Origin of the sequence: Methylosinus sp. sav-2 (assembly GCF_004366495.1) — a bacterium.
Classification (GTDB): Bacteria; Pseudomonadota; Alphaproteobacteria; order Rhizobiales; family Beijerinckiaceae; genus Methylosinus.
On record NZ_SOEJ01000001.1, the window covers coordinates 995,831 to 1,014,364 of the forward strand.

The 18,534-nt window shown below is 65.2% G+C and carries 16 protein-coding genes and 1 tRNA gene; 7 read left to right on the forward strand and 10 right to left on the reverse strand.

The window, feature by feature from the left end:
- Positions 1 to 5 precede the first annotated feature (5 nt).
- Together EDE12_RS04615 and EDE12_RS04620 are read left to right on the forward strand one after the other, a co-directional pair.
- Positions 6 to 1,532, forward strand: coding sequence for a hypothetical protein (locus tag EDE12_RS04615; protein WP_026599535.1), 1,527 nt, complete (start codon positions 6 to 8; stop codon positions 1,530 to 1,532).
- Between the two features lie 120 nt (positions 1,533 to 1,652).
- Positions 1,653 to 3,959, forward strand: a complete 2,307-nt coding sequence (locus EDE12_RS04620) for a Tex family protein (RefSeq protein ID WP_026599534.1) — start codon at positions 1,653 to 1,655, stop codon at positions 3,957 to 3,959.
- Between the two features lie 138 nt (positions 3,960 to 4,097).
- Here the strand turns inward: EDE12_RS04620 and EDE12_RS04625 are convergent, their stop codons facing one another.
- Positions 4,098 to 4,304 (reverse strand): SEC-C metal-binding domain-containing protein, encoded by a 207-nt coding sequence (locus tag EDE12_RS04625; protein ID WP_026599533.1) that lies wholly within the window; start codon positions 4,302 to 4,304, stop codon positions 4,098 to 4,100.
- Between the two features lie 38 nt (positions 4,305 to 4,342).
- Positions 4,343 to 4,416: transfer RNA gene (locus EDE12_RS04630), tRNA-Gly, on the reverse strand.
- A gap of 239 nt (positions 4,417 to 4,655) precedes the next feature.
- Here EDE12_RS04630 and EDE12_RS04635 point away from each other — a divergent pair.
- Positions 4,656 to 5,021, forward strand: coding sequence for a TIGR02300 family protein (locus tag EDE12_RS04635; protein WP_024881301.1), 366 nt, complete (start codon positions 4,656 to 4,658; stop codon positions 5,019 to 5,021).
- Between the two features lie 64 nt (positions 5,022 to 5,085).
- Here the strand turns inward: EDE12_RS04635 and EDE12_RS04640 are convergent, their stop codons facing one another.
- From EDE12_RS04640 to EDE12_RS04655, 3 genes are all read right to left on the reverse strand, one after another.
- On the reverse strand, positions 5,086 to 6,123 hold the full coding sequence (locus EDE12_RS04640; RefSeq protein ID WP_026599532.1) for a cytochrome c peroxidase: 1,038 nt from the start codon (positions 6,121 to 6,123) through the stop codon (positions 5,086 to 5,088).
- A 106-nt stretch (positions 6,124 to 6,229) separates the two neighbouring features.
- A complete protein-coding gene (locus EDE12_RS04645; protein WP_024881299.1) occupies positions 6,230 to 7,672 on the reverse strand; it encodes a PepSY domain-containing protein in 1,443 nt (480 codons plus the stop codon).
- A 775-nt stretch (positions 7,673 to 8,447) separates the two neighbouring features.
- On the reverse strand, positions 8,448 to 8,843 hold the full coding sequence (locus tag EDE12_RS04655) for an ester cyclase (RefSeq protein WP_026599531.1): 396 nt from the start codon (positions 8,841 to 8,843) through the stop codon (positions 8,448 to 8,450).
- Positions 8,844 to 8,927: 84 nt separating this feature from the next.
- Between EDE12_RS04655 and EDE12_RS04660 the strand changes: the two genes are divergently transcribed.
- Genes EDE12_RS04660 through EDE12_RS04670 form a run of 3 tightly spaced genes read left to right on the forward strand, consistent with a single transcriptional unit; the run spans position 8,928 to position 10,053 of the window.
- Positions 8,928 to 9,410, forward strand: coding sequence for a MarR family transcriptional regulator (locus EDE12_RS04660; protein WP_166671823.1), 483 nt, complete (start codon positions 8,928 to 8,930; stop codon positions 9,408 to 9,410).
- A 34-nt stretch (positions 9,411 to 9,444) separates the two neighbouring features.
- The gene (locus tag EDE12_RS21740; RefSeq protein WP_024881296.1) at positions 9,445 to 9,705 is read left to right on the forward strand and encodes a hypothetical protein; all 261 of its coding nucleotides are present in this window, start codon (positions 9,445 to 9,447) and stop codon (positions 9,703 to 9,705) included.
- 21 nt (positions 9,706 to 9,726) lie between these two features.
- The gene (locus tag EDE12_RS04670; RefSeq protein WP_026599530.1) at positions 9,727 to 10,053 is read left to right on the forward strand and encodes a hypothetical protein; all 327 of its coding nucleotides are present in this window, start codon (positions 9,727 to 9,729) and stop codon (positions 10,051 to 10,053) included.
- A gap of 15 nt (positions 10,054 to 10,068) precedes the next feature.
- Here the strand turns inward: EDE12_RS04670 and EDE12_RS04675 are convergent, their stop codons facing one another.
- The 5 genes from EDE12_RS04675 to EDE12_RS04695 are packed head-to-tail and all read right to left on the reverse strand — an operon-like array spanning position 10,069 to position 16,157.
- Positions 10,069 to 10,881 carry a formylmethanofuran dehydrogenase subunit C gene (locus tag EDE12_RS04675; RefSeq protein WP_026599529.1) on the reverse strand — a complete coding sequence of 271 codons (813 nt, stop codon included), beginning with the start codon at positions 10,879 to 10,881 and terminating at the stop codon, positions 10,069 to 10,071.
- Positions 10,882 to 11,787 carry a formylmethanofuran--tetrahydromethanopterin N-formyltransferase gene (fhcD, locus tag EDE12_RS04680; protein ID WP_026599528.1) on the reverse strand — a complete coding sequence of 302 codons (906 nt, stop codon included), beginning with the start codon at positions 11,785 to 11,787 and terminating at the stop codon, positions 10,882 to 10,884. It abuts the gene before it with no gap.
- On the reverse strand, positions 11,775 to 13,409 hold the full coding sequence (locus EDE12_RS04685) for a formylmethanofuran dehydrogenase subunit A (protein WP_026599527.1): 1,635 nt from the start codon (positions 13,407 to 13,409) through the stop codon (positions 11,775 to 11,777). The genes fhcD and EDE12_RS04685 overlap by 13 nt, the downstream gene beginning before the upstream one ends.
- Before the next feature lie 22 nt (positions 13,410 to 13,431).
- Entirely contained in the window at positions 13,432 to 15,066 is a 1,635-nt protein-coding gene (locus tag EDE12_RS04690; RefSeq protein ID WP_026599526.1) for a formylmethanofuran dehydrogenase subunit A, read from the reverse strand.
- Positions 15,060 to 16,157: a formylmethanofuran dehydrogenase gene (locus tag EDE12_RS04695; protein WP_026599525.1), complete on the reverse strand. Its 1,098-nt coding sequence runs from the start codon at positions 16,155 to 16,157 to the stop codon at positions 15,060 to 15,062. Before EDE12_RS04695 ends, EDE12_RS04690 begins: the two co-directional genes overlap by 7 nt.
- A 238-nt stretch (positions 16,158 to 16,395) precedes the next feature.
- On the opposite strand from EDE12_RS04695, the gene EDE12_RS04700 reads away from it, so the two are divergent.
- A complete protein-coding gene (locus tag EDE12_RS04700; protein ID WP_026599524.1) occupies positions 16,396 to 18,525 on the forward strand; it encodes a S9 family peptidase in 2,130 nt (709 codons plus the stop codon).
- The last annotated feature ends 9 nt before the right edge of the window (positions 18,526 to 18,534 follow it).

The window sequence follows — 18,534 nt, forward strand, 5'->3', positions numbered from 1 at the left end:
CCGACATGACCGCGACGACGCTGCTAGCGAAAGACGAAGCCTCAGCGCGGACGCGCGCGCCTCTGCGCAATCTGCTGCTGCTGCAGCTCGGCGTTCTCGTCTTTCTCCTCTCCAACGCCGCGCTCGCCTTCGGCTTTCGCGCCATCGCCGCCACGCCCATTCTCGCGGGCTGCGCGCTCGCGGCATTCCTCCTCTTCTCCTTTCGGCCGAAGCAGAACGGCCTGCTCGCCGCGCCGATCGATACGAAGACTCTCACCGCCTGTCTCGCGCTCGCCGTCGCTCTGCTGCTGCTCGGCGGCGAGACGCATCTTTTCTACGCCAATCTCGATTGGCTGGTGCGCGACGCCGTTCTCTCCGATCTGACGCGGCAGGGCTTTCCGCTCTTCTATCGCTATGAGGGGCAGGATTATCTGCTGCGCGCGCCGCTCGGCATGTATCTCATTCCCGCGACGATCGGACATTATGCGGGGCTCGTCGGCGCGCATATCGCCATGCTGGCGCAAAATGCGCTGCTGCTCGGTCTTTGCCTCTACTTCATCGCGAAGCTCGCCGGCGCGCGCGCGGCGCCCTTTCTCGCGCTCTTCATTCTGTTCAGCGGGCTCGACATTCTCCCGCAGCTCTTGCACGAAGGGCTCGAATTGCCGGACCATCTCGAATGGTGGAATTCGTCGATCCAATATTCCTCACATGTCACGCAATTGTTCTGGGTTCCCAATCATGCGCTGCCGGGCTGGTGGGCGGCGCTGCTGCTGCTGCTGCTGGCGCGCGAGGAGATCGATCTCGCGCTTCTCGCCATTCTCTTCGCAGCGTCGCTGCTGTGGTCGCCGCTCGCCGCGGTCGGCGCCGCGCCGCTCATCGGCTTTTGCGCGCTGCGTCTGCGCCACGCGCTCTTCTCATGGCGCAATATAGCGGCGGCCGCAGCGGGCCTCTGCTTTCTGCCGATCGCGCTCTATCTGACGGTCGACGCGGAATCGGTCAAGCACGGCTGGCTCGCCGCGACGCCGGGATTCGCGCTCCTCTATCTCGCCTTCATTCTCGTCGAAATTCCACAGGCGGCGATCCTCCTCGCGGCACGCGACGCAATCGCGAAAAGCGATCGCGCTTTGATCGGCGCATCCGTCGTCGTTCTGCTGGCGCTGCCCTTCTATTACTTCGGCCCCAATAATGATCTCGCGATGCGCGCCTCCATGCCGGCGCTCTTCCTGCTCGCATTCGCCTTTGCGGGAGTCGCTGTGTCGACGCCGCGCGACGGCGGCCGTCTCGCTTCCCTAATATCGGCGATCGTCATCGTCGCCGCCGCGACGCCGGCGATGGAGATCAAGCGCGCGCTGGTCTCTCCCGCTTTCGCAATATCGGATTGCGATCTTTTGACCAGCTGGCGCAAGACCGATCCTTCCATCTTCCCGACCAATTATCTCGCGCGTCTCGAGAAGCTTCCGGCCTGGCTCGGCGCGGCGAGCGAAGCGCGGCTCGAGATCGAGCGGCGAAGCTGCTGGCCGGCGCATCCGCATCTGCCCGATTCGCGCAAATGAGGCTGCGGCGCGGCGCGCCTGGGATGTCCACAGAATTTCGCTCATCACATTTGGCTTTTGACTTGGCGCCGCGCCGAACGCTAAAAACGCGCCTCTTTGAACAGCCGATAGGGATAGCGCATGGCGTCGATCGTCGAACGAATCAGCACGGAGCTCTCCGCGAAACCTTGGCAGGTGGAGGCGGCGGTCGCTCTGCTCGATCAAGGTTCGACCGTGCCCTTCATCGCCCGCTACCGCAAGGAGGCGACGGGCCAGCTCGACGACATCCAGCTGCGTCATCTGGAAGAGCGCCTGCGCTATTTGCGCGAATTGGAAGACCGCCGCAAAGCGATTCTCGATTCCATCGAAGCGCAGGGAAAGCTGGACGACGCGCTGCGCGCGACGATCATGGACGCCGACAATAAAGCGCGGCTCGAGGATATTTATCTTCCCTATAAGCCCAAGCGCCGCACCAAGGCGCAGATCGCGATCGAGGCCGGTCTCGCGCCGCTCGCCGAAGCTCTGCTCGGCCATCCCGAGCGCGAGCCGAAAGCGCAGGCCGAGCCTTTCGTGAACGCCGAGAAGAATGTCGCCGACGCCACCGCCGCGCTCGAGGGCGCGCGCGCCATTCTCGTCGAGAGATTCGCGGAAGACGCGGATCTCATCGGCCGCCTGCGCGAGACCTTCTGGACGCAGGGCCTGATGAAATCGAAACTGCGCGCCGGCAAGGAGGCTGCAGGCGCGAAATTCTCCGATTATTTCGATTTCTCCGAGCCGCTCACCAAGCTTCCGTCGCATCGCATATTGGCGATGTTCCGCGGCGAGAAGGAGGAGATGCTCGATCTCGAGATGCTCCCCGAGCCGAGCGAAGGCGCCGTCGGCTATGAGGGCCAGATCGCGCAGCGTTTCGTCATCGCCGATCGCGGCCGTCCGGGAGATCGCTGGCTCTTGGACACTGTGCGCTGGGCGTGGCGCACCAAGATCGAGCTGCATCTTTCCGTCGATCTGCGCACGCGTCTGTGGCGTCTCGCGGAGGATGAGGCGATTCGCGTCTTCGCCGCCAATTTGCGCGATCTTCTGCTCGCGGCGCCCGCCGGCGCGCGCGCGACGCTCGGCCTCGATCCGGGCTTTCGTACCGGCGTCAAGGTCGCCGTCATCGACAAGACCGGCAAGATCGTCGCGACGACGGCGATTTATCCGCATGAGCCGCAACGGCGCTGGGACGAATCGCTCTCCATTCTCGCAAAGCTCGCGCGCGAGCACGCCATAGAGCTCATCGCCATCGGCAATGGCACGGCCTCGCGCGAGACCGACAAGCTCGCCGGCGATCTGATGTCGAAATTCCCGGAGCTGAAGCTCACCAAAATCGTCGTGTCGGAGGCGGGCGCGTCTGTCTATTCCGCCTCGGAATACGCATCGCGCGAATTGCCCGATCTCGATGTGTCGCTGCGCGGCGCGGCGTCGATCGCGCGCCGCCTGCAAGACCCGCTCGCCGAGCTGGTGAAGATCGAGCCCAAGGCGATCGGCGTCGGCCAATATCAGCACGACCTCTCCGAGGTGAAGCTCTCCCACTCGCTCGACGCCGTCGTCGAGGATTGCGTGAACGCCGTCGGCGTCGACGTCAACACCGCCTCTGCGCCGCTGCTGGCGCGCGTGTCGGGCGTCGGCGAGTTGCTGGCCTCCAACATCGTCGCGCATCGCGACGCAAATGGTCCGTTCCGCACGCGCGACGCGCTGAAGAAAGTGCCGCGCCTCGGCCCGAAGGCCTTCGAGCAGAGCGCGGGCTTCCTGCGCATCGTCGATGGCGAGGATCCGCTCGATCGCTCCGGCGTGCATCCGGAGGCCTATCCGGTGGTGCGGCGCATTCTCGCCGCCGCCAAGACCGACATAAAGCAGCTCATCGGCAATGCGACGGAACTGCGCAAGCTGAGCCCTAAGCAATTCGTCGACGAGAGCTTCGGCCTGCCGACCGTCACCGACATTTTCGCCGAGCTGGAGAAGCCCGGCCGCGATCCGCGCCCCGCCTTCAAAACCGCGACCTTCCAGGAGGGCGTCGAGAAGATTTCCGATCTGAAGCCCGGCATGATTCTCGAGGGCGTCGTCACCAATGTCGCCGCCTTCGGCGCCTTTGTGGATGTGGGCGTGCATCAGGACGGGCTCGTCCATATTTCCGCAATGTCCAAGACCTTCATCAAGGACCCGCGGCAGGCGGCCAAGCCCGGCGATATCGTCAAGGTGAAGGTGCTGGAGATCGACGCGCCGCGTAAGCGCATCTCGCTCACCATGCGGCTCGACGACACGCCCGATCAGCGCCAGGCCCCGTCAGGCGGCCAGCGCCGCGACGGCGCGAGCCCACGCCAGATGCGCCAGCCGGAGCCGCAAAAGGGCGCAGGCGCGCTGGGCGAGGCGCTGCTGGCGGCGATGCGCACGCCGCAGAAGGGCCGCTAGCTAGAGTTTCGAGCGAAGCGGGAGCGGCTTCGCTCGAAAACACGGGCGGAATAAAGGAATCCTAGAGTTTTTCCGGTTCGATCTGAACCGGAAAAACTCTAGCCTAGTCGCGGAAAGTAGTGATGTCTCGTCGCGCCGTCATACCGGCCCGTCTTCATGCAGCAGCGCTTGAAAGCTACGGCCGGAGCCGCAGGGGCAGGGGTCCGCGCGGCCCAGCTTTTCGACGAGCTCCTTGTCGCCGTGGACAAAGCGCAGGCCGCGCTTGACGTTGGCTTCCGAATTAAAGCCCTTGCGGCGCTTGGATGTGGGCTCGAAAGCACGCCGGGGCGTCGAAATCGCTGTCATACTTCATGACCGCCTCCCCTATGATGGAATGTGAGCATTGGAGCGGGTGAAGGGAATCGAACCCTCGTATTCAGCTTGGAAGGCTGCTGCTCTACCATTGAGCTACACCCGCGGTGACGGAGATATGCCAAGTCGCGCCGCGCTTGGCAATGGCCCTCGCGCGGCCGGCGCCGCGCCAAAGGCGCGATTTTCGGCGATTCGCGTGTAAACCGGGGCTTTTCGGCGCGTGCGGCTTGACAGGCTCGCGTTCGATTTCTCATTTGACAGCCGGGCAAGGGCAAACTAACCGAGCGCCCGACCAAAGTCTCCACGGGCGGTCCCACACCGCTCTATCTCGAGGATGCAAGGACCGTGGCCAAACCCGAACTCGGCGCCAAGCGCCAATGTCAGTCTTGTGGCGTCAAATTTTTCGATCTGAACAAGGATCCGGTCGTCTGCCCGAAGTGCGGAGCGATTTTCCATATCGTGACGTCGCGAATCGCCTCCCGCAATGTCGATCCGGACGAAGCGGCCGAGGGCGAGAAGGACGCGGAGATCGTCTCCCTCGACGAGGTGGAAGCCGCCGAGAACAAGGCCGAATCGATCGAGGTGGATGAGGACGTCGAGATCGACGATGCGGCCGAGGAGGACGACACCTTCCTCGAGAATGAGGAGGAGGAGGACGACGACGTCGCCGGCCTCATCGACGGCGACATCGACACGGATGAAGAAGGTTGAGACGAAAACGGCGGCCCCGAGCTTCGGGGCCGCCGCTTTTTCTCGAGCGCGATTGTTTTCAGAATTATTTTTTCGCCGGCTCGTCCGGGAAAGGCGTGAGCGCGGAGTAGTTGGCCGGCACGGGCTGCGTCAGCGCGCCGAGGAAAGCGGTGATCGCCGCGACATCCTTGTCGGAGAGATCGGCGCCCAATTGGACCTTGGCCATCACGCGCACCGCCTGCGGCAGCTCGGCCACCGAGCCGTCATGGAAATAGGGGCCGGTCTTGGCGACATTGCGCAGGCTCGGGACCTTGAAGACATAGAGGTCCGCGTCATTCTTGGTCACATCGGCGCGGCCCTTGTCCGGGTCCTTGGAGCCGGTCTGCTTCCAATAGTCCTCGACGACGCCGAATTTGGAGAAAGCGGTTCCGCCGAGGCCGACGCCGTCGTGACAGCCGGCGCAGCCGATATCGACGAATTTGCGCAGGCCCGCCTGCTCGGCCGGGGTCAGCGCCTTGGCGTCGCCGTTCAGATAAGCGTCGAAGCGCGTCGGCTGCGGCAGCGTGCGCTCATAGACGCCCAGCGCCTTGCCCCAGTTTTTCTGCGTCACCGGGTCGGCCTCGCCGGGGAAGGCCTTGGCGAAGGCCTCCGTATAGCCAGGGATGGATTTCAGCTTGGCGATCACCGTCGCGAAATCGGGATTGCCGAAGCTCACCGCGCCGGTCGGCGATTTCTCGGCCTGCTCCTCGATCGTCTCGCGATCGCCGCGCCAATGCGCCTTGAACTGAAGCGCGGCGTTGAAAATCGTCGGCGCGTTGCGCGGATTGAGCTTGCCGAGCACGCCGAAGGATTTCGGCAGCCCATCGGCGCCCTGCTTGTCCGGCAAATGGCAATGCGAGCAGCTGATATTGCCGTCGGCGGAAACGCGATTTTCGAAGAACAGCCGCCGGCCCAGCTCGGCTTGATTCGTTATGGCGCTCGGCGAGGCTGGCAGAGGCGCGAAAACGCGCTTGGCGTCGGAAAGGAGCGCGGCGTCGGCGCCGGCCGCGACAGCGGTCGCGGCGAGGCACAATCCCGCAGCCGCAAATCCGACCAGCGCGGAAATTTTTACGTAGGAAGTCATGATGGTCCGCCGTTTCTCGTAGTCGGAGCTGGGGCTCCGGCGGGCGCATCCTGTATCGATTTATGAGAGCCGGCAAGCCCGGCTCTCATAAAATCATACTTCGCAGCTAGGGTTGGCGCGCGGCGCCGATCGGGCGCAATCCGAGCCAGCGGCTCGCGCTCGGAAAAGCGCGGCGGATGACCGTTTCCGCCGCGATCACTGCGAGGAGAGATAGGCCGAGCGTCGGCAGAAAGAGGCCGAGGGCGAGGATGAGGCTCAGCATGAAAGGCGCGAGGCGCGGCTCGGGCGAGAAGGCCGGCGGCGCGCCCAGGGCGCCGCGCGGGCGCCGCCGCCACCATAAAACGACGGAAGAGACCACGAGCAGCAGATAGGCGACGACAGTCAGCAGGCCGAGCAGCTGATTGAGCCAGCCGAACAGCTGCCCCTCATGCGCGGCGACGCCGATTCCGAAGATGCGGTCGATGAGCGGAGACGTGGCGAAGCCCGTCTCGCGCAATTGCTCGAAGCTCGCCGGGTCGAATTCGATCGTCCTGCGCAGCGGGCGGTTCTGCGTTCGCGATTGGACCTTCCAAGCGGCGCCTTCCGGTCCGGGCGGCGAGATCGTCACCGGCTCGGCGAGGCCGAGCCCGGCCGCGATCGGCGCGATTCGATCGAAACCGACGCGCGTCGCGGTCATGGCGCCGGCGGCGGCGTGATGCGCATGGTGCTCCGCATGTTCGCTCGGCGCGGGCGCGGCTTGCTGGAATTGTTCCTTGCGCTGCTCCCGTGCGTCGGCTGGCCCCGTCGTCCAATCGGGATGGACGAGCATCGTCTCGCCGATATTGCGCACATAGCGGAAGCTCTCGCCCCAGACCAATGTCCAGGGCAGCGCCGTGACGAGCAGGAACAGAGCGAAAAACGACACCCACAGACCGGTGACGGCGTGGAGGTCGCGCCAGAAAATTCGGCCGCCCTCGGCGAGGCGCGGATAGGCGACGCCGGCCAGGCCTTTCGCGTCGCGCGGCCACCAGAGATAGAGGCCGCTGACGATCATGACGATGGCCCAGGCGCCGGCGAGCTCCAGCAGCACATGGCCGGGCGTCCCCAGCAGCAGATCGCCATGAATGGCGCCGGCGAGCCGTGACGGGCGGTATTTGTCGTCCTGAACCGCGAGAATTTCCAGCGTGTCGGGACGCACCAGCACGCGCTGGATCGCGAAATCTTCGGAGCCGCGGCGCCCGGTCATGAAGGTCACGCGGGCGGCGTCGGCTGGATCGGCGCGTAGCTCGAGCGCGGTCAACCGCGCGTCGGGCAGGGCCGCCTGCGCCGCCGCCACTTGCGCGTCGAGCGATTGCGGCGCGCCATTCAGCGCCATATGGTCGTAGGGCCGGTCGAGCCAGGCGTCGATTTGCGGCTTGAAGAGATAGACCGCGCCGCTGAGCGACAGCACGACGACGAAGGGCAGGCAGAACAGCCCCGCATAGAAATGCCAGCGCCAGATGGTGCGATAGGCCGCGGAACGGACGGATGCATCCTGCGATCCGACGAGATTGCGGACGATCATATTCATATTTGGCCTCCTCGACGACGCCGGCGCCCGCCGCGGGCCGGTCGTGTCTTTTCTTACTTCGATGCGATGGCTCGCCGATGAAAAGCTCGGCCGTCTCATTGGGAGCGTAACGCCGGCTCCGTGCGATTGTCGAGATCGCGCATGAGGGGACGTCGCATTAGAAGACGTCAATGGGGACGTCGCGCGAGAGGGGCCGACGCGAGCGTTCGCGCATTATGGCGTAGGCAGGGACGAGGAGCGCCCTGCCGCGGCAGGCGCTGGCGCGCAAAAAATTACGAGCCGGTAAGAAGGTCGCCTCCGTGAGGAGAGCGGGCTTCCTACCGGCTCGCTGAATTCGGCCGCTTCATGACAGAAGCGGCGAGCGCGAAATCCGTTCAGATCTCGGCGGATTCGTAGCTGGTGATTTCCATGCCGACGCAGACTTCGACGATCACCGGGGTGGTCCAGGCCATGTTCATCTCCTCCGTTCGAAGAAATCGCCCTTTCGAGGCGAATGTCTCATCCCGCTTCTCGCTGCTTTGCGCTTGGCCGCATGAGCCGGCAGGTTTGAGCTAGGCGATTGACTAGCATGAAGCTCTGCCCCACGCAATTCGGCAATTTGAGACGGCGTGTTTTCAAATCTTCCCGACGTCGTAGCAACCTATGGAAGTTGCGAGAGGAACGACGTTCGCCGCGGCGGCCCCGCGCGGCTGTGATCGGGCAATCCTCCCATATGAGGCCGGCGGCTCGCTGACGAATGAGATTTCGGATCAGGCGTCTCGCCTCGCGGCCGCGGTCAAAGCGTCACCGCTCCGATCTGCTGCAAGACACCCAATCGATCGACTTGTAGCCATGCTCGGGAGAGCTTGCCGTCGGAGGCGTGATAGATGGCGATGCCCTCTTGAACGGCCATCTTGCCTGTCGCAGCGACGTTGGCCAGCGGTCCGAGCTGCGCCGCCCGGAATCGCCAGCGCAGGCACACTTTGTCGTCCGCCGCGAACAAATCCTCGATCTCGAATTGGAGGTCGGGAAACGCAGTGACCATGCGTTCGATCGTCCGCCTGAAGCCTTCGGGGCCGTTTTCGCCATTCGCGCCGACGAAACCCGGCGCCAGATATTCGTCCAGCCGGTCCAGCTGACGTTTGTTCAGACAATCCGCATAGAGGCCCTCGACGAGCTCCGCCGGCGTCATGACGCACCCTCCATTGACAATATGTTGTCTTTTGCCATATTGACAATATATTGTCAATATCTCGGCTGTTCAGGGAGATCCGTCATGCCTACGCCGCGCGGCGAAGCCCTGAGCGGGCTCGTATGGGAGATATTGCTGACCGCGGGCCGATTGACGGAGTTCGGCAATAGGCTCACCGCGCCCTTTGGCTTGACCGCCGCCCGTTGGCAGGTCATGGGCGTCATCGTCCACCGAGCGGCGACCATAGCGGAAATCGGCCGCCGCCTGTCGCAAAGCCGGCAGGGCGTCCAGCGCTTGGGCGATGAGTTGGCGCGGGAGGGTTTTGCGCTCTACAGCTCCAATCCGAAGCACGCGCGCGCCAAGCTGCTCGGCCCTACGCCGCAGGGCGCGGCCGCGTATCGAGAGGTGATGAAGCTGCAAGCCGAGTGGATGGACGCTCTATCGGCGAAAATGCAGGTCGAGAACATCGCCGCGGCGCGGGCGCTGCTCGCGACGCTCGCGTCCGGGCTGGAAGAAGGCCGAACGCAACATGCAGCAGAAGGGCGCGAGCGCGCGTCGAGCGGTTGATGGTTCGGCGTCGGTGTCTCGAGCGCTGCTGCGCATGGCTCACGCCCTCGGCCGTCCCGGCACGATGATCGTGCTCCTCGCCCGCCGCGCTTTCGACGATGATGATGCTCCGGCGCAGCCGATCGCCGGCGCGCGCGCCGACGTCGCCGGCGCCACGACACGCCCGCCGGACATGCCGGGAATCTCGCCTGCGAGCCGCGCCCAGGAAATCCCCGGCGTCGATCTCGAACATCGCGCCTATCTGGGCCGGGATTCGGGCAAGTTTCCCGTAGTGCGGTGGGGTTCTGGAGCCTAACGTTAGGCAGAGGAGGGGCGAATGTCACCTGAATGGCGCGCGCAGCTCGACGTCTTCACGCGGCTGACTTTGGAGCAGCGCATCGCTTGGTACGGCCGGGCGATTCATCTCTGCACGATTTTCGCTCGTGACACCTATGTCGTCGGCTCAGAGGAGATCGCCGATCCGGCGCGGCTGCGGCGTTTCAATGAGCTCATTCATAGAATAGCGGGTCGCCAGGTCGTGCTCGCGACAAAGGGAGAGGCCGATGGGTTCGATGAATCATTCTTCGAAATGATGAGCATTGCCGCAGGCGAGTTGCGCGTGAGCGCCGCGCTGCTCGCCTCGATCGAATCTCTATCCCTCTGAACGCCCTTCGGCCGCTCACGCCGGCAGCAGCACCTCGCCCTTGCCGAACACCGCCGTGTCGCCGGCGAAGCGCTGCAGACGGCCGGAGAGCAGGCGCGAGGCGCCGCGACTCTCTCCCGCCAGCGATTTGGCGAAGAGCTTGGCGAAGCCGAGATTATGCGCGCCGCAATCGACATAGGTCGGTCCGAGCTCGCGCTGCTCGGAGAGCACGATGGATGCGCGCTTGTTGAGATAGCCGATGCGCTCGCCCTCGGCGGTCCCCAGCACGATGATCGTGCCGGCGATGGCTCTAGCGCCCAAATCCTCGCCCGCATCGCCCTCGACGATGATGATGCCGCGGCGCAGGCGATCTCCGCAACGCGCGCCGACGCTGCCGCGCACGATGACGCGGCCGCCGGACATGCCGGGGATCTCGCCCGCGAGCGGCGCGCCCAGGAAATCCCCGGCGTCGCCGTAAATATCGATATTCGCGCCCGCGGATTGCGAGGCGACATAGGGGCCGGCGTCGCCGGCGACCGTGATGGTCCCGCCCTTGGCCGCGCGGCCGAGCTGCGCGCCGACATCGCCTTCGACATGAATGGCGAAGCCCGGCAGCAGCTTGGCGCCCAGAAGATCGAAACGATCGGAGCCGCCGTCGAAGCGCACCGAGGTCACGTCGCCGAGCTTGACCTTGAAGATGTCGCCGACCGTCACGCTCTCGCGCGTCGTGCCGATGGAGAGGGACTCGATTTCCTTCGCCGAGCGGCCGACGAGCCGATCGGGCGTCAGGGGCGAGAGGTCGAGCCGCTGGTCGGGCTCGGCTTTCAGCGTGAAGAGAAGCGGCTTCACTTACACGAGATCCTTCAAATGATAGTGGAAGGGGCCGAGTTTCCCGCCGTAATTGCCGGCGCCGACGCGCTTGGCGCCCTGCTTGGGGCCGAGCGCGATGATCGCCTTCAAGCCGGCGCGCATCCCCGCCGCGACTGCCTCGCTGGTGAGGCCGTCGATGACGATCTCCAGCACGCAGCCGATGTCGGCGTCGAGCGCGCTATTGGTCGCGCCGCGCAGCGTCGGACAATAGGCGTCATTGGTCGAGGCGCCCATGCCCTTATATTTCGAGCCGACCTTGGAGCCGGAGCGCACCACGCCGCCGGGGAAGGGGGCGATGGCGTCGGGCGTCGCATGGACGGCCTCCACGGCGGCCTCGGTCGCGCGCATCGTGCTGGCCCAATCCTCGCCCATGATGAGCAGATTGCCGCCGCCGACCGATTTCTTGGTGAGGCCGACGGAAGATTCCGCCAGGAACTCGCCGTCCATCACCGGCACGCGCCAATAGCGGCGGCCGTCGATCGCCTTGGAAATCTGCCATTTGTCGCCGAATTGGCGCATGGAGTCGCCGACCTTGATCTTCGCCTCGCCGTCGAAGGCGGAGAAGACGGCTGAGCCGGGACAGGTCAGCACGCATTGGCCGATGCGATTGACCAGCGCCTTCTCGACGCTCTTGGGCGAGAAGCCGAAGAGCAGGACGCGCACGCCCGGACGTCCGTCCGGCGTCTCGCGCGTCGAAAGCTCGCGGTCTATGCCGGCCTCGCAGTCGCAGCCGATGACCGACGTCGCGTAGCCGGTCATTGTGGTCGCGGCCTGCATGGCCCATTTGCGGGTCGGCGCGGTGACGACCACGCCGGAGCCGGTCATCGGAAAGGCCTCGGCGAAGCTCTCGTCGATGCGAATTCCCTTGCGGATCAGCTGCGGCATGGGACCTCCGCGAAGGCGTCCGCATTGGGGAGCGCCGCATCCTGCACCTCGAACATGGAGCGCGGCAGGCCATAGAGGCCGTCGTAATATTTGTCGAGGCGACTGTTGATCTTGCGATCGTATTCGGGCCGCACGCGCAGCGTCCTTCCCTTGGTGTAATGCGAGACTTTGCCGTCGCGCACGACGAGATTGCCATCCTTGAAGACATAGGCGGCGCTACGAAACATCGCCGCTTTGTCCTTCTGCGGCTTATAGACCGCAATATCGGCGACCGAGCCCGCGCCCAATTGGCCGCGATCCTCGAAGCCATAGAGCTTGCGTGGCGCCGCGCGGGTCATGGTCGCGATCTCATAGAAGGAATATTCGCGCTTCAGCGCCGGAAGATTGGTCAGCTCCAGCACATCGGCCGGCAGGCGCGAGCAATATTGCGCGCGCTTGTCGGCGCTCATCAGCAGAGCGAAGACTTCCGGATAGGTGGTGAAGGGCGCGCCATTGGGATGATCGGTGGTGAAGAACACCTGCATCGGATCATCGACCAGCAGGAACAGCTCGAGGCCCGCCGCCCATTGCACCGCGTTGAAGAAGTCCGACACGCGGTAGGAATAAGGCACGACGCCGAGGCCGTTGGAGTCGCCGTCGAAGATGACGCCCTTCTTCGGCCGCCCGCCGGGCAGGCTGTTGAACTGCTTCATCACATCGGAAGAGATGGTGACGATATCGGCGAACATCACCTGACCGACGTCGACGGTGACATTCTTATTGGCGTTGATCTTCTCGGCGAATCTCGCCGCCGCCGAGGAGAAGCCGTTCTTGCCCTCTGTGCCATAGGCGTAGAATTGCACATGGGCGAGATGCAGCGGCAGGCCCTGCGCGGAGTCGATCGTCGCCAGCGCCGTCTCGACATTGCCGGGCAGGCCGAGATTATTCATGTGCAGATGCAGCGGATGGCGGATCTTGGTGGCGTTCACCGCCCGCTGCAAGGTCTGGAAAATCTCGCGCGAGGAGAGGCCATATTCCGGCACCACATCGTCGAGCGAGAAATGGCGGATATTCTGCTTGAAGGCGTCGACGCCGCCGGCGTTCACGCATTTGACGCCGATCGCGCGCGTCGCCTCGAGCGTGGCGCCGATGTAATCGACCACCGAATCCTGAGTCGCGCCGTCGCGGAAGGCGGAGAGGAGGAAATCCTCATTGCCGAGCACCGTCAGGAAGCCCTTGTCGATGATCGGAATATCGGCGAGCTCGAGATGGGCGTGCAGCGCGTGATGGGGCGACACGGCCGGCTCTATGACCGTCGTGTAGCCCATTTGCGCATAGAGGCGGCCGGTCTCGAAGGTGGACCAGCCGGCCGTCGACAGCGGGGTGTTGGCGGGCCGCGGCCGATGGGCGCGATGCGCCTCCGGCAGCAGCAGGCGCGCGGTGTTCACGCCGCCGCCGGCGATATGGGAGTGGATGTCTATGGCGCCGGCCATGACGATATGGCCGGAGACGTCATGCTCGACGTCCGCCGACCGTCCCTCGGGCGGCGCGACGATGCGGCCGTCCTCGAAATAGAGGTCGCCGACGCCATCGACGCCATTGACCGGGTCGACGACATGGCCGCCGTAGAGACGGGTCAGCATGACGCGTGCTCCCAAGGGCGAATCAATTGCGACATGCGACCTCCGCATAGACGCTTCGGCCGGCGAGCGCCGCCTCGGGCACGTCGAAGATCGAGCGCGAGAGGCCATAGAGCTCGTCGTAATAGGCGTCGAGACGCTTCTCGATCGCGCGGTCGTAGCCAGGGCGCACGCGCAGCGTCTTGCCCTTGGTGTAGCGCGTCACGACGCCGTCGCGCACGACGTTTTCGCCGTCCTTGAACACATAGGCGGCGTTGCGGAACATTCCCGCCTTATCTTTTTGCGGCTTATAGACGGCGATATCGGCGACGGCGCCTTCGCCGAGACGGCCGCGATCGGTAAAGCCATAGAGGCGCGCCGGCCCGGCCCGGCTCATCAGCGCGATCTCATGGAGCGTATATTCGCGCTTGATCGACGGGAGAGACGTCATCTCCAGCACATCGGCCGGCAGGCGCTCCATCCATTGCGCGCGCAGCTCCGCGCTCATCAGCAGCGCGAACAGCTCCGGATAGGTGGTGAACGGCCCGCCATTGGGATGGTCGGTGGTGAAGAAGACCTGCAGCGGATCCTCGATCAGCAGGAACAGCTCGAGGCCCGCCGCCCATTGTATGGCGTTGTAATAATTGGAGATACGATAGGCGTAGGGCACGACGCCGCCGCCATTGGCGTCGCCGTCGAAGATGACGCCCTTCTTCGGGATCGCGCCCGACAGGCTGTTGAACTGGCGCAGCACGTCGGAGGAGATGGTCACCGTGTCGCCGAACATCACAGCGCCGACGTCGACGGTGATGTTCTTATTGGCGTTGATCTTGGCCGCGAGCGCGGGGGCCGCGGAGGAGAAGGCGTTCTTGCCCTCGAGGCCATAGGCGTAGAATTGCACATGGGCGAGATGCATCGGCAGGCCCTCGGCGGCGTCGATCGTCGCGAGCGCCGTGTCGATATTGCCGGCGATGCCGAGATTGTTCATGTGCAGATGCAGCGGATGCGGAATGCCGACCGTCTGCGTCGCCTTTTGCAGCGATTTGAAGATCTGCCGCGAGGTCACGCCATAGAAGGGCACGATCTCGTCGAGGCCGAAGGCGCGCATATTCTGCTTGAAGGCGTCGGCGCCGCCGGGATTGATGCATTTGAGGCCGAGCGTGCCCGTCGCCTCGACGGTCTGCGCGACATAATCGGCGATGGCGGTCTCGCTCTCCCGCTCGCGCAGCGCGGCGAGCAGGAAGTCGTCATTGCCGAGCACCGTCAGCGCGCCCTTGTCGATGATCGGAACGTCGCCGAGCTCCAAATGCGAATGCAGCGCGTGGTGCGGCGCGACGGCGGGCTCGACCACAGTGGTGAAGCCCATTTGCGCATAGAGGCGGCCGGTCTCGAAGGTCGACCATTTGGCGGTCGCGAGCGGCGTTCCGTCGAGGCGCGCGCGGATCGAGCGGTGCATCTCGGGCAGCAGCAGCCGCGCCGAATTCACATTGCCGCCGGCGATATGGGAGTGGATGTCGATCGCGCCGGCCATGACGATATGGCCGGAGACGTCATAATCCTCGTCCGGCTCGCGGCCCTGCGGCGGAGCGACGATCCGCCCATCCTCGAAATAGACGTCGGCGACGCCGTCGACGCCCGTCGCGGGATCGACGACATGACCGCCGCGCAGACGGATCAGCACGGCAAATCCTCCGAAAATTTGGCGCTGATGGCGGCGATCGCCTCGGCGACCGTCGGCAGCCCGGCCGGCGCGCTCGCCCGCCGCAGCACCATCGAGCTGGTCTCCTGCGCGAATTCCACCGCGTCGTAATTCTCGCCCGGCTTGCCGACGGCGATGAACAGGCCATGCTTGGGGGCCGAGCCCGGCGGTCCCAGCGTTATCAGCGGAATATCGACATCCTCCCACGGCGGCGCCTCGCCGCTATAGGCGGAAATCCACAGCGCGGCGTCGGCCTCGCCGCTCTCGACGAGCCGGCTCGCCTCGAAGCGCCAAGTGTCGTGCTCGGGATAGCCGCGGCCGAAGCCCGTGCGCGGCGGAAAGCCGGTCATCCAGGCGGAGGTCTGCAGCACGCCGGTGGCGTTCCCCCTTCCGCCGATCGGCACGCCGGTGAAGCGCGTCGTGGCGTTGAGCTCGGTGATCATGCCCTGCAGCATTTCCACCATCAGCGAATCGAGCCCGGCCGCCGACCAGACGGCGACGCCGAATCGCGCCGATTTCAGCGCCTCGGCCGCAGCGTCGAGCTTCTTGGCCGCGGCCGCCGGAAGCGTCACGGGCCGTCCGCCGACGCGCGCCCGCAGCGCCGCCAGCACGCCGGGAAGCTCCGCCTCGGTCGCCGGAATGGTCTCGACCTCGACGCCCTCGATCTTGGCCTCGCCCCGCTTGGCGCCGACCCAGAGCACGCGGCGCTTGGTCTTGCCGCCGTGGACAGTCTCCTTGTCGAGCGCGAGGCGATCGAAGATCGCCGGCCAGTAGCCCGTCAGTCCGGGGCCGACCAGCAGCACGAGGTCGGCGCGCACGCGGGCCTCATTGGGCGTTGTCACGAAAATCCCCGCGGAGCGCACGACCTCGAGGTCGGCCAGCGAATCGCGCGAGGCGAGATGATCGAAAGCGCCTCTCAGCCGCTCGGCCAGCAGGATCGCGGCCTGGGCTCCCGCCACATCGGCGCCGAGACCGGCGACGAGGGGGAAATTCGCGGCTTGCAGGATTTCGGCCGCTTTTTCGTAGGCGTCTTCGGAAGAAATGGATTTGCCGTCGAGCGTCGCGTTGCTCATTGCCCCAACCGATGTTTCCACCACGCCCGGGTTTGCGCCCAGGCATTTTTTGTCCGCTCCCGGCGCGACGGCCGAAAGCGAAGGCAAGAGCGGCGCGGCCCCTCGCCGGAGCCTGCGTCGCGCGCTATGCCTATCAGCCACGGCGCAGGAAGTCGAGACATCGAAGCGCCCCAATTCTATTCTCCGGCTCCCGAGGCTTTGCGAGCCTTCGGGCGCGCCACCAGCGAGGAGACACAAAATGGCGGCATCCGCCGACCGGCCCACCGCCTTCGCACTTTCCGGCGCGACGCCGCCGACCGCCGAGAAGCGGGAGAGCCGGCGCGTGACCCATGGCCGCGTCCTCGACGACCCATACGCCTGGCTCGCGGCCGAGAATTGGCGCGACGTGCTGAGCGACCCCGCGACGCTGCCGGAGGACATAGCCGCGCTGGTGCGGGCCGAGAACGCCTATTGCGGGCAAGTCCTCGCCCCGCTGGCCAAGCTCCGCGAGACGCTGCAGGCGGAGCTGCGCGGCCGCATAAAGGAGGACGACAGCGAGCCGCCGTGGCCGGACGGCGCTTTCGCCTATTTCGAGCGCTATCGCGAGGGCGGCGAGCATGCGCTCTATTGCCGCACGAAGCGCGACGGCGGCGCGGAGACGATCCTCTTCGACGGCGATGAAGAAGCCGGCGAGGAGCATTTCTTCGACATAGGCGAGATCGATCATTCGCCCGACCATGCGCAGCTCGCCTGGAGCGTCGACGACAAGGGCTCGGAATATTATTCGATCCGCACGCGCGCGCTCTCCGACGGAAAGGACCGCGCGGATGTCGTCCCCCATACGGACGGCTCGCTCGTCTGGAGCGCCGATTCCAACAGCTTCTATTATGTGCGCGTCGACGACAATCACCGCACGGCGCAAGTCTTCCGCCACGACGTCGGCTCCGATCCCGTGACCGATACGCTGATCGTCGAGGAGCTCGATCCGGCCTGGTTCGTCTCGCTCGATCGCAGCCGTTGCGGACGCTTCGCCATTGTCTCCATTCGCGGCCATGACGCCAGCGAATGCCATCTCGTCGATCTGCGCGACAAAAGCGCAAAGCCTCGTCTCGTTGCCGAGCGCGAGCCCAAATTGCGCTATGACGTCGAGCCGCATGGCGACGATCTCTATATTCGCTCCAACGCCGACGGCGCCGAGGATTTCGCGATTTTTCGCGCGCCTCTGACCACCATGACGCGCGCCGATTGGCGCGAGGTGGTTCCGCATGTCGCGGGACGGCTCATCGTCATCGGCACTGTCTATGCGCGTCATCTCGTTTGGGTGGAGCGCGCCAATGGCCTGCCGCGCATTCTAATTCGCGCGCTGGAGGGCGGCGAGGAGCACGCCATCGCCTTCGATGAGGAAGCTTACGCGCTCTATCTTCTGCCCGGCCTCGAATTCGACACGGACACTCTGCGCTTCACCTATTCCTCCATGACGACTCCGGAGGAGACCTATGATTACGACATGCGCACGCGCGCCCGCACGCTGCTGAAGCGCGAGGAAATTCCTTCCGGTCATGATCCGAAAAATTATGTGACGCGCCGCTTCTTCGCCAAAGCGGCGGATGGCGCGGAGGTTCCCGTCACTCTGCTGCATCGCGCCGATTTTACGCCCGGCGCCGGCGCGCCGACTCTGCTCTACGGCTATGGCGCCTATGGGCATCCGCTCTCGGCGAGCTTCGATCCTCATGCGCTGTCGCTGGTCGATCGCGGCTTCGTCTATGCGCTCGCCCATACGCGCGGCGGCACGGACAAGGGCTGGAGCTGGTATGAGAAGGGCAAGCTCGAGCACAAGCCCAACACATTCTCCGACTTCATCACTGTGGCGCGCCATCTCGTCGCGACGGGCTATGCGAGCCGAGGCGGAATCGTCGCGCAAGGCGCCAGCGCCGGCGGCATGCTGATGGGCGCCATCGCCAATCAGGCCCCGGAGCTGTTTTCGGGAATCATCGCCGGCGTTCCTTTCGTCGATGTGCTGAGCACAATGCTGCGCGACGACCTGCCGCTGACGCCGCCCGAATGGGAGGAATGGGGCAATCCGATCGCCGACGTCACGGCGTACGATCGGCTCGCCTCCTACTCGCCTTACGACAATGTGGGCGCGAAGGCCTATCCGGCGATTCTCGCCCTCGCCGGCCTCACCGATCCGCGCGTGACCTATTGGGAGCCGCTGAAATGGGTGGCGCGCCTGCGGGAGCGCATGGCCGGCGGCGGTCCCGTTCTGCTGCGCACCAATATGGAGGCCGGCCACGCCGGCGCCTCGGGCCGTTTCGAGCGGCTGGAGGAAGTCGCGCTGGAATGGGCCTTCGCGCTCGCCTGCGCGGGGAAGGCGCTCTCGCTGGATTGACGAAAGCGG

Coding starts and splice junctions, on each gene's coding strand:
- EDE12_RS04640 (WP_026599532.1), bottom strand. CDS start 6,123: ATGACTTCCTACGTAAAAATTTCCGCGCTGGTCGGATTTGCGGCTGCG.
- EDE12_RS04695 (WP_026599525.1), bottom strand. CDS start 16,157: ATGAGCAACGCGACGCTCGACGGCAAATCCATTTCTTCCGAAGACGCC.
- EDE12_RS21740 (WP_024881296.1), top strand. CDS start 9,445: ATGGCTCACGCCCTCGGCCGTCCCGGCACGATGATCGTGCTCCTCGCC.
- fhcD (WP_026599528.1), bottom strand. CDS start 11,787: ATGCCGCAGCTGATCCGCAAGGGAATTCGCATCGACGAGAGCTTCGCC.
- EDE12_RS04685 (WP_026599527.1), bottom strand. CDS start 13,409: ATGCTGACCCGTCTCTACGGCGGCCATGTCGTCGACCCGGTCAATGGC.
- EDE12_RS04660 (WP_166671823.1), top strand. CDS start 8,928: ATGCCTACGCCGCGCGGCGAAGCCCTGAGCGGGCTCGTATGGGAGATA.
- EDE12_RS04700 (WP_026599524.1), top strand. CDS start 16,396: ATGGCGGCATCCGCCGACCGGCCCACCGCCTTCGCACTTTCCGGCGCG.
- EDE12_RS04625 (WP_026599533.1), bottom strand. CDS start 4,304: ATGACAGCGATTTCGACGCCCCGGCGTGCTTTCGAGCCCACATCCAAG.
- EDE12_RS04655 (WP_026599531.1), bottom strand. CDS start 8,843: ATGACGCCGGCGGAGCTCGTCGAGGGCCTCTATGCGGATTGTCTGAAC.
- EDE12_RS04670 (WP_026599530.1), top strand. CDS start 9,727: ATGTCACCTGAATGGCGCGCGCAGCTCGACGTCTTCACGCGGCTGACT.
- EDE12_RS04645 (WP_024881299.1), bottom strand. CDS start 7,672: ATGAATATGATCGTCCGCAATCTCGTCGGATCGCAGGATGCATCCGTC.
- EDE12_RS04620 (WP_026599534.1), top strand. CDS start 1,653: ATGGCGTCGATCGTCGAACGAATCAGCACGGAGCTCTCCGCGAAACCT.
- EDE12_RS04615 (WP_026599535.1), top strand. CDS start 6: ATGACCGCGACGACGCTGCTAGCGAAAGACGAAGCCTCAGCGCGGACG.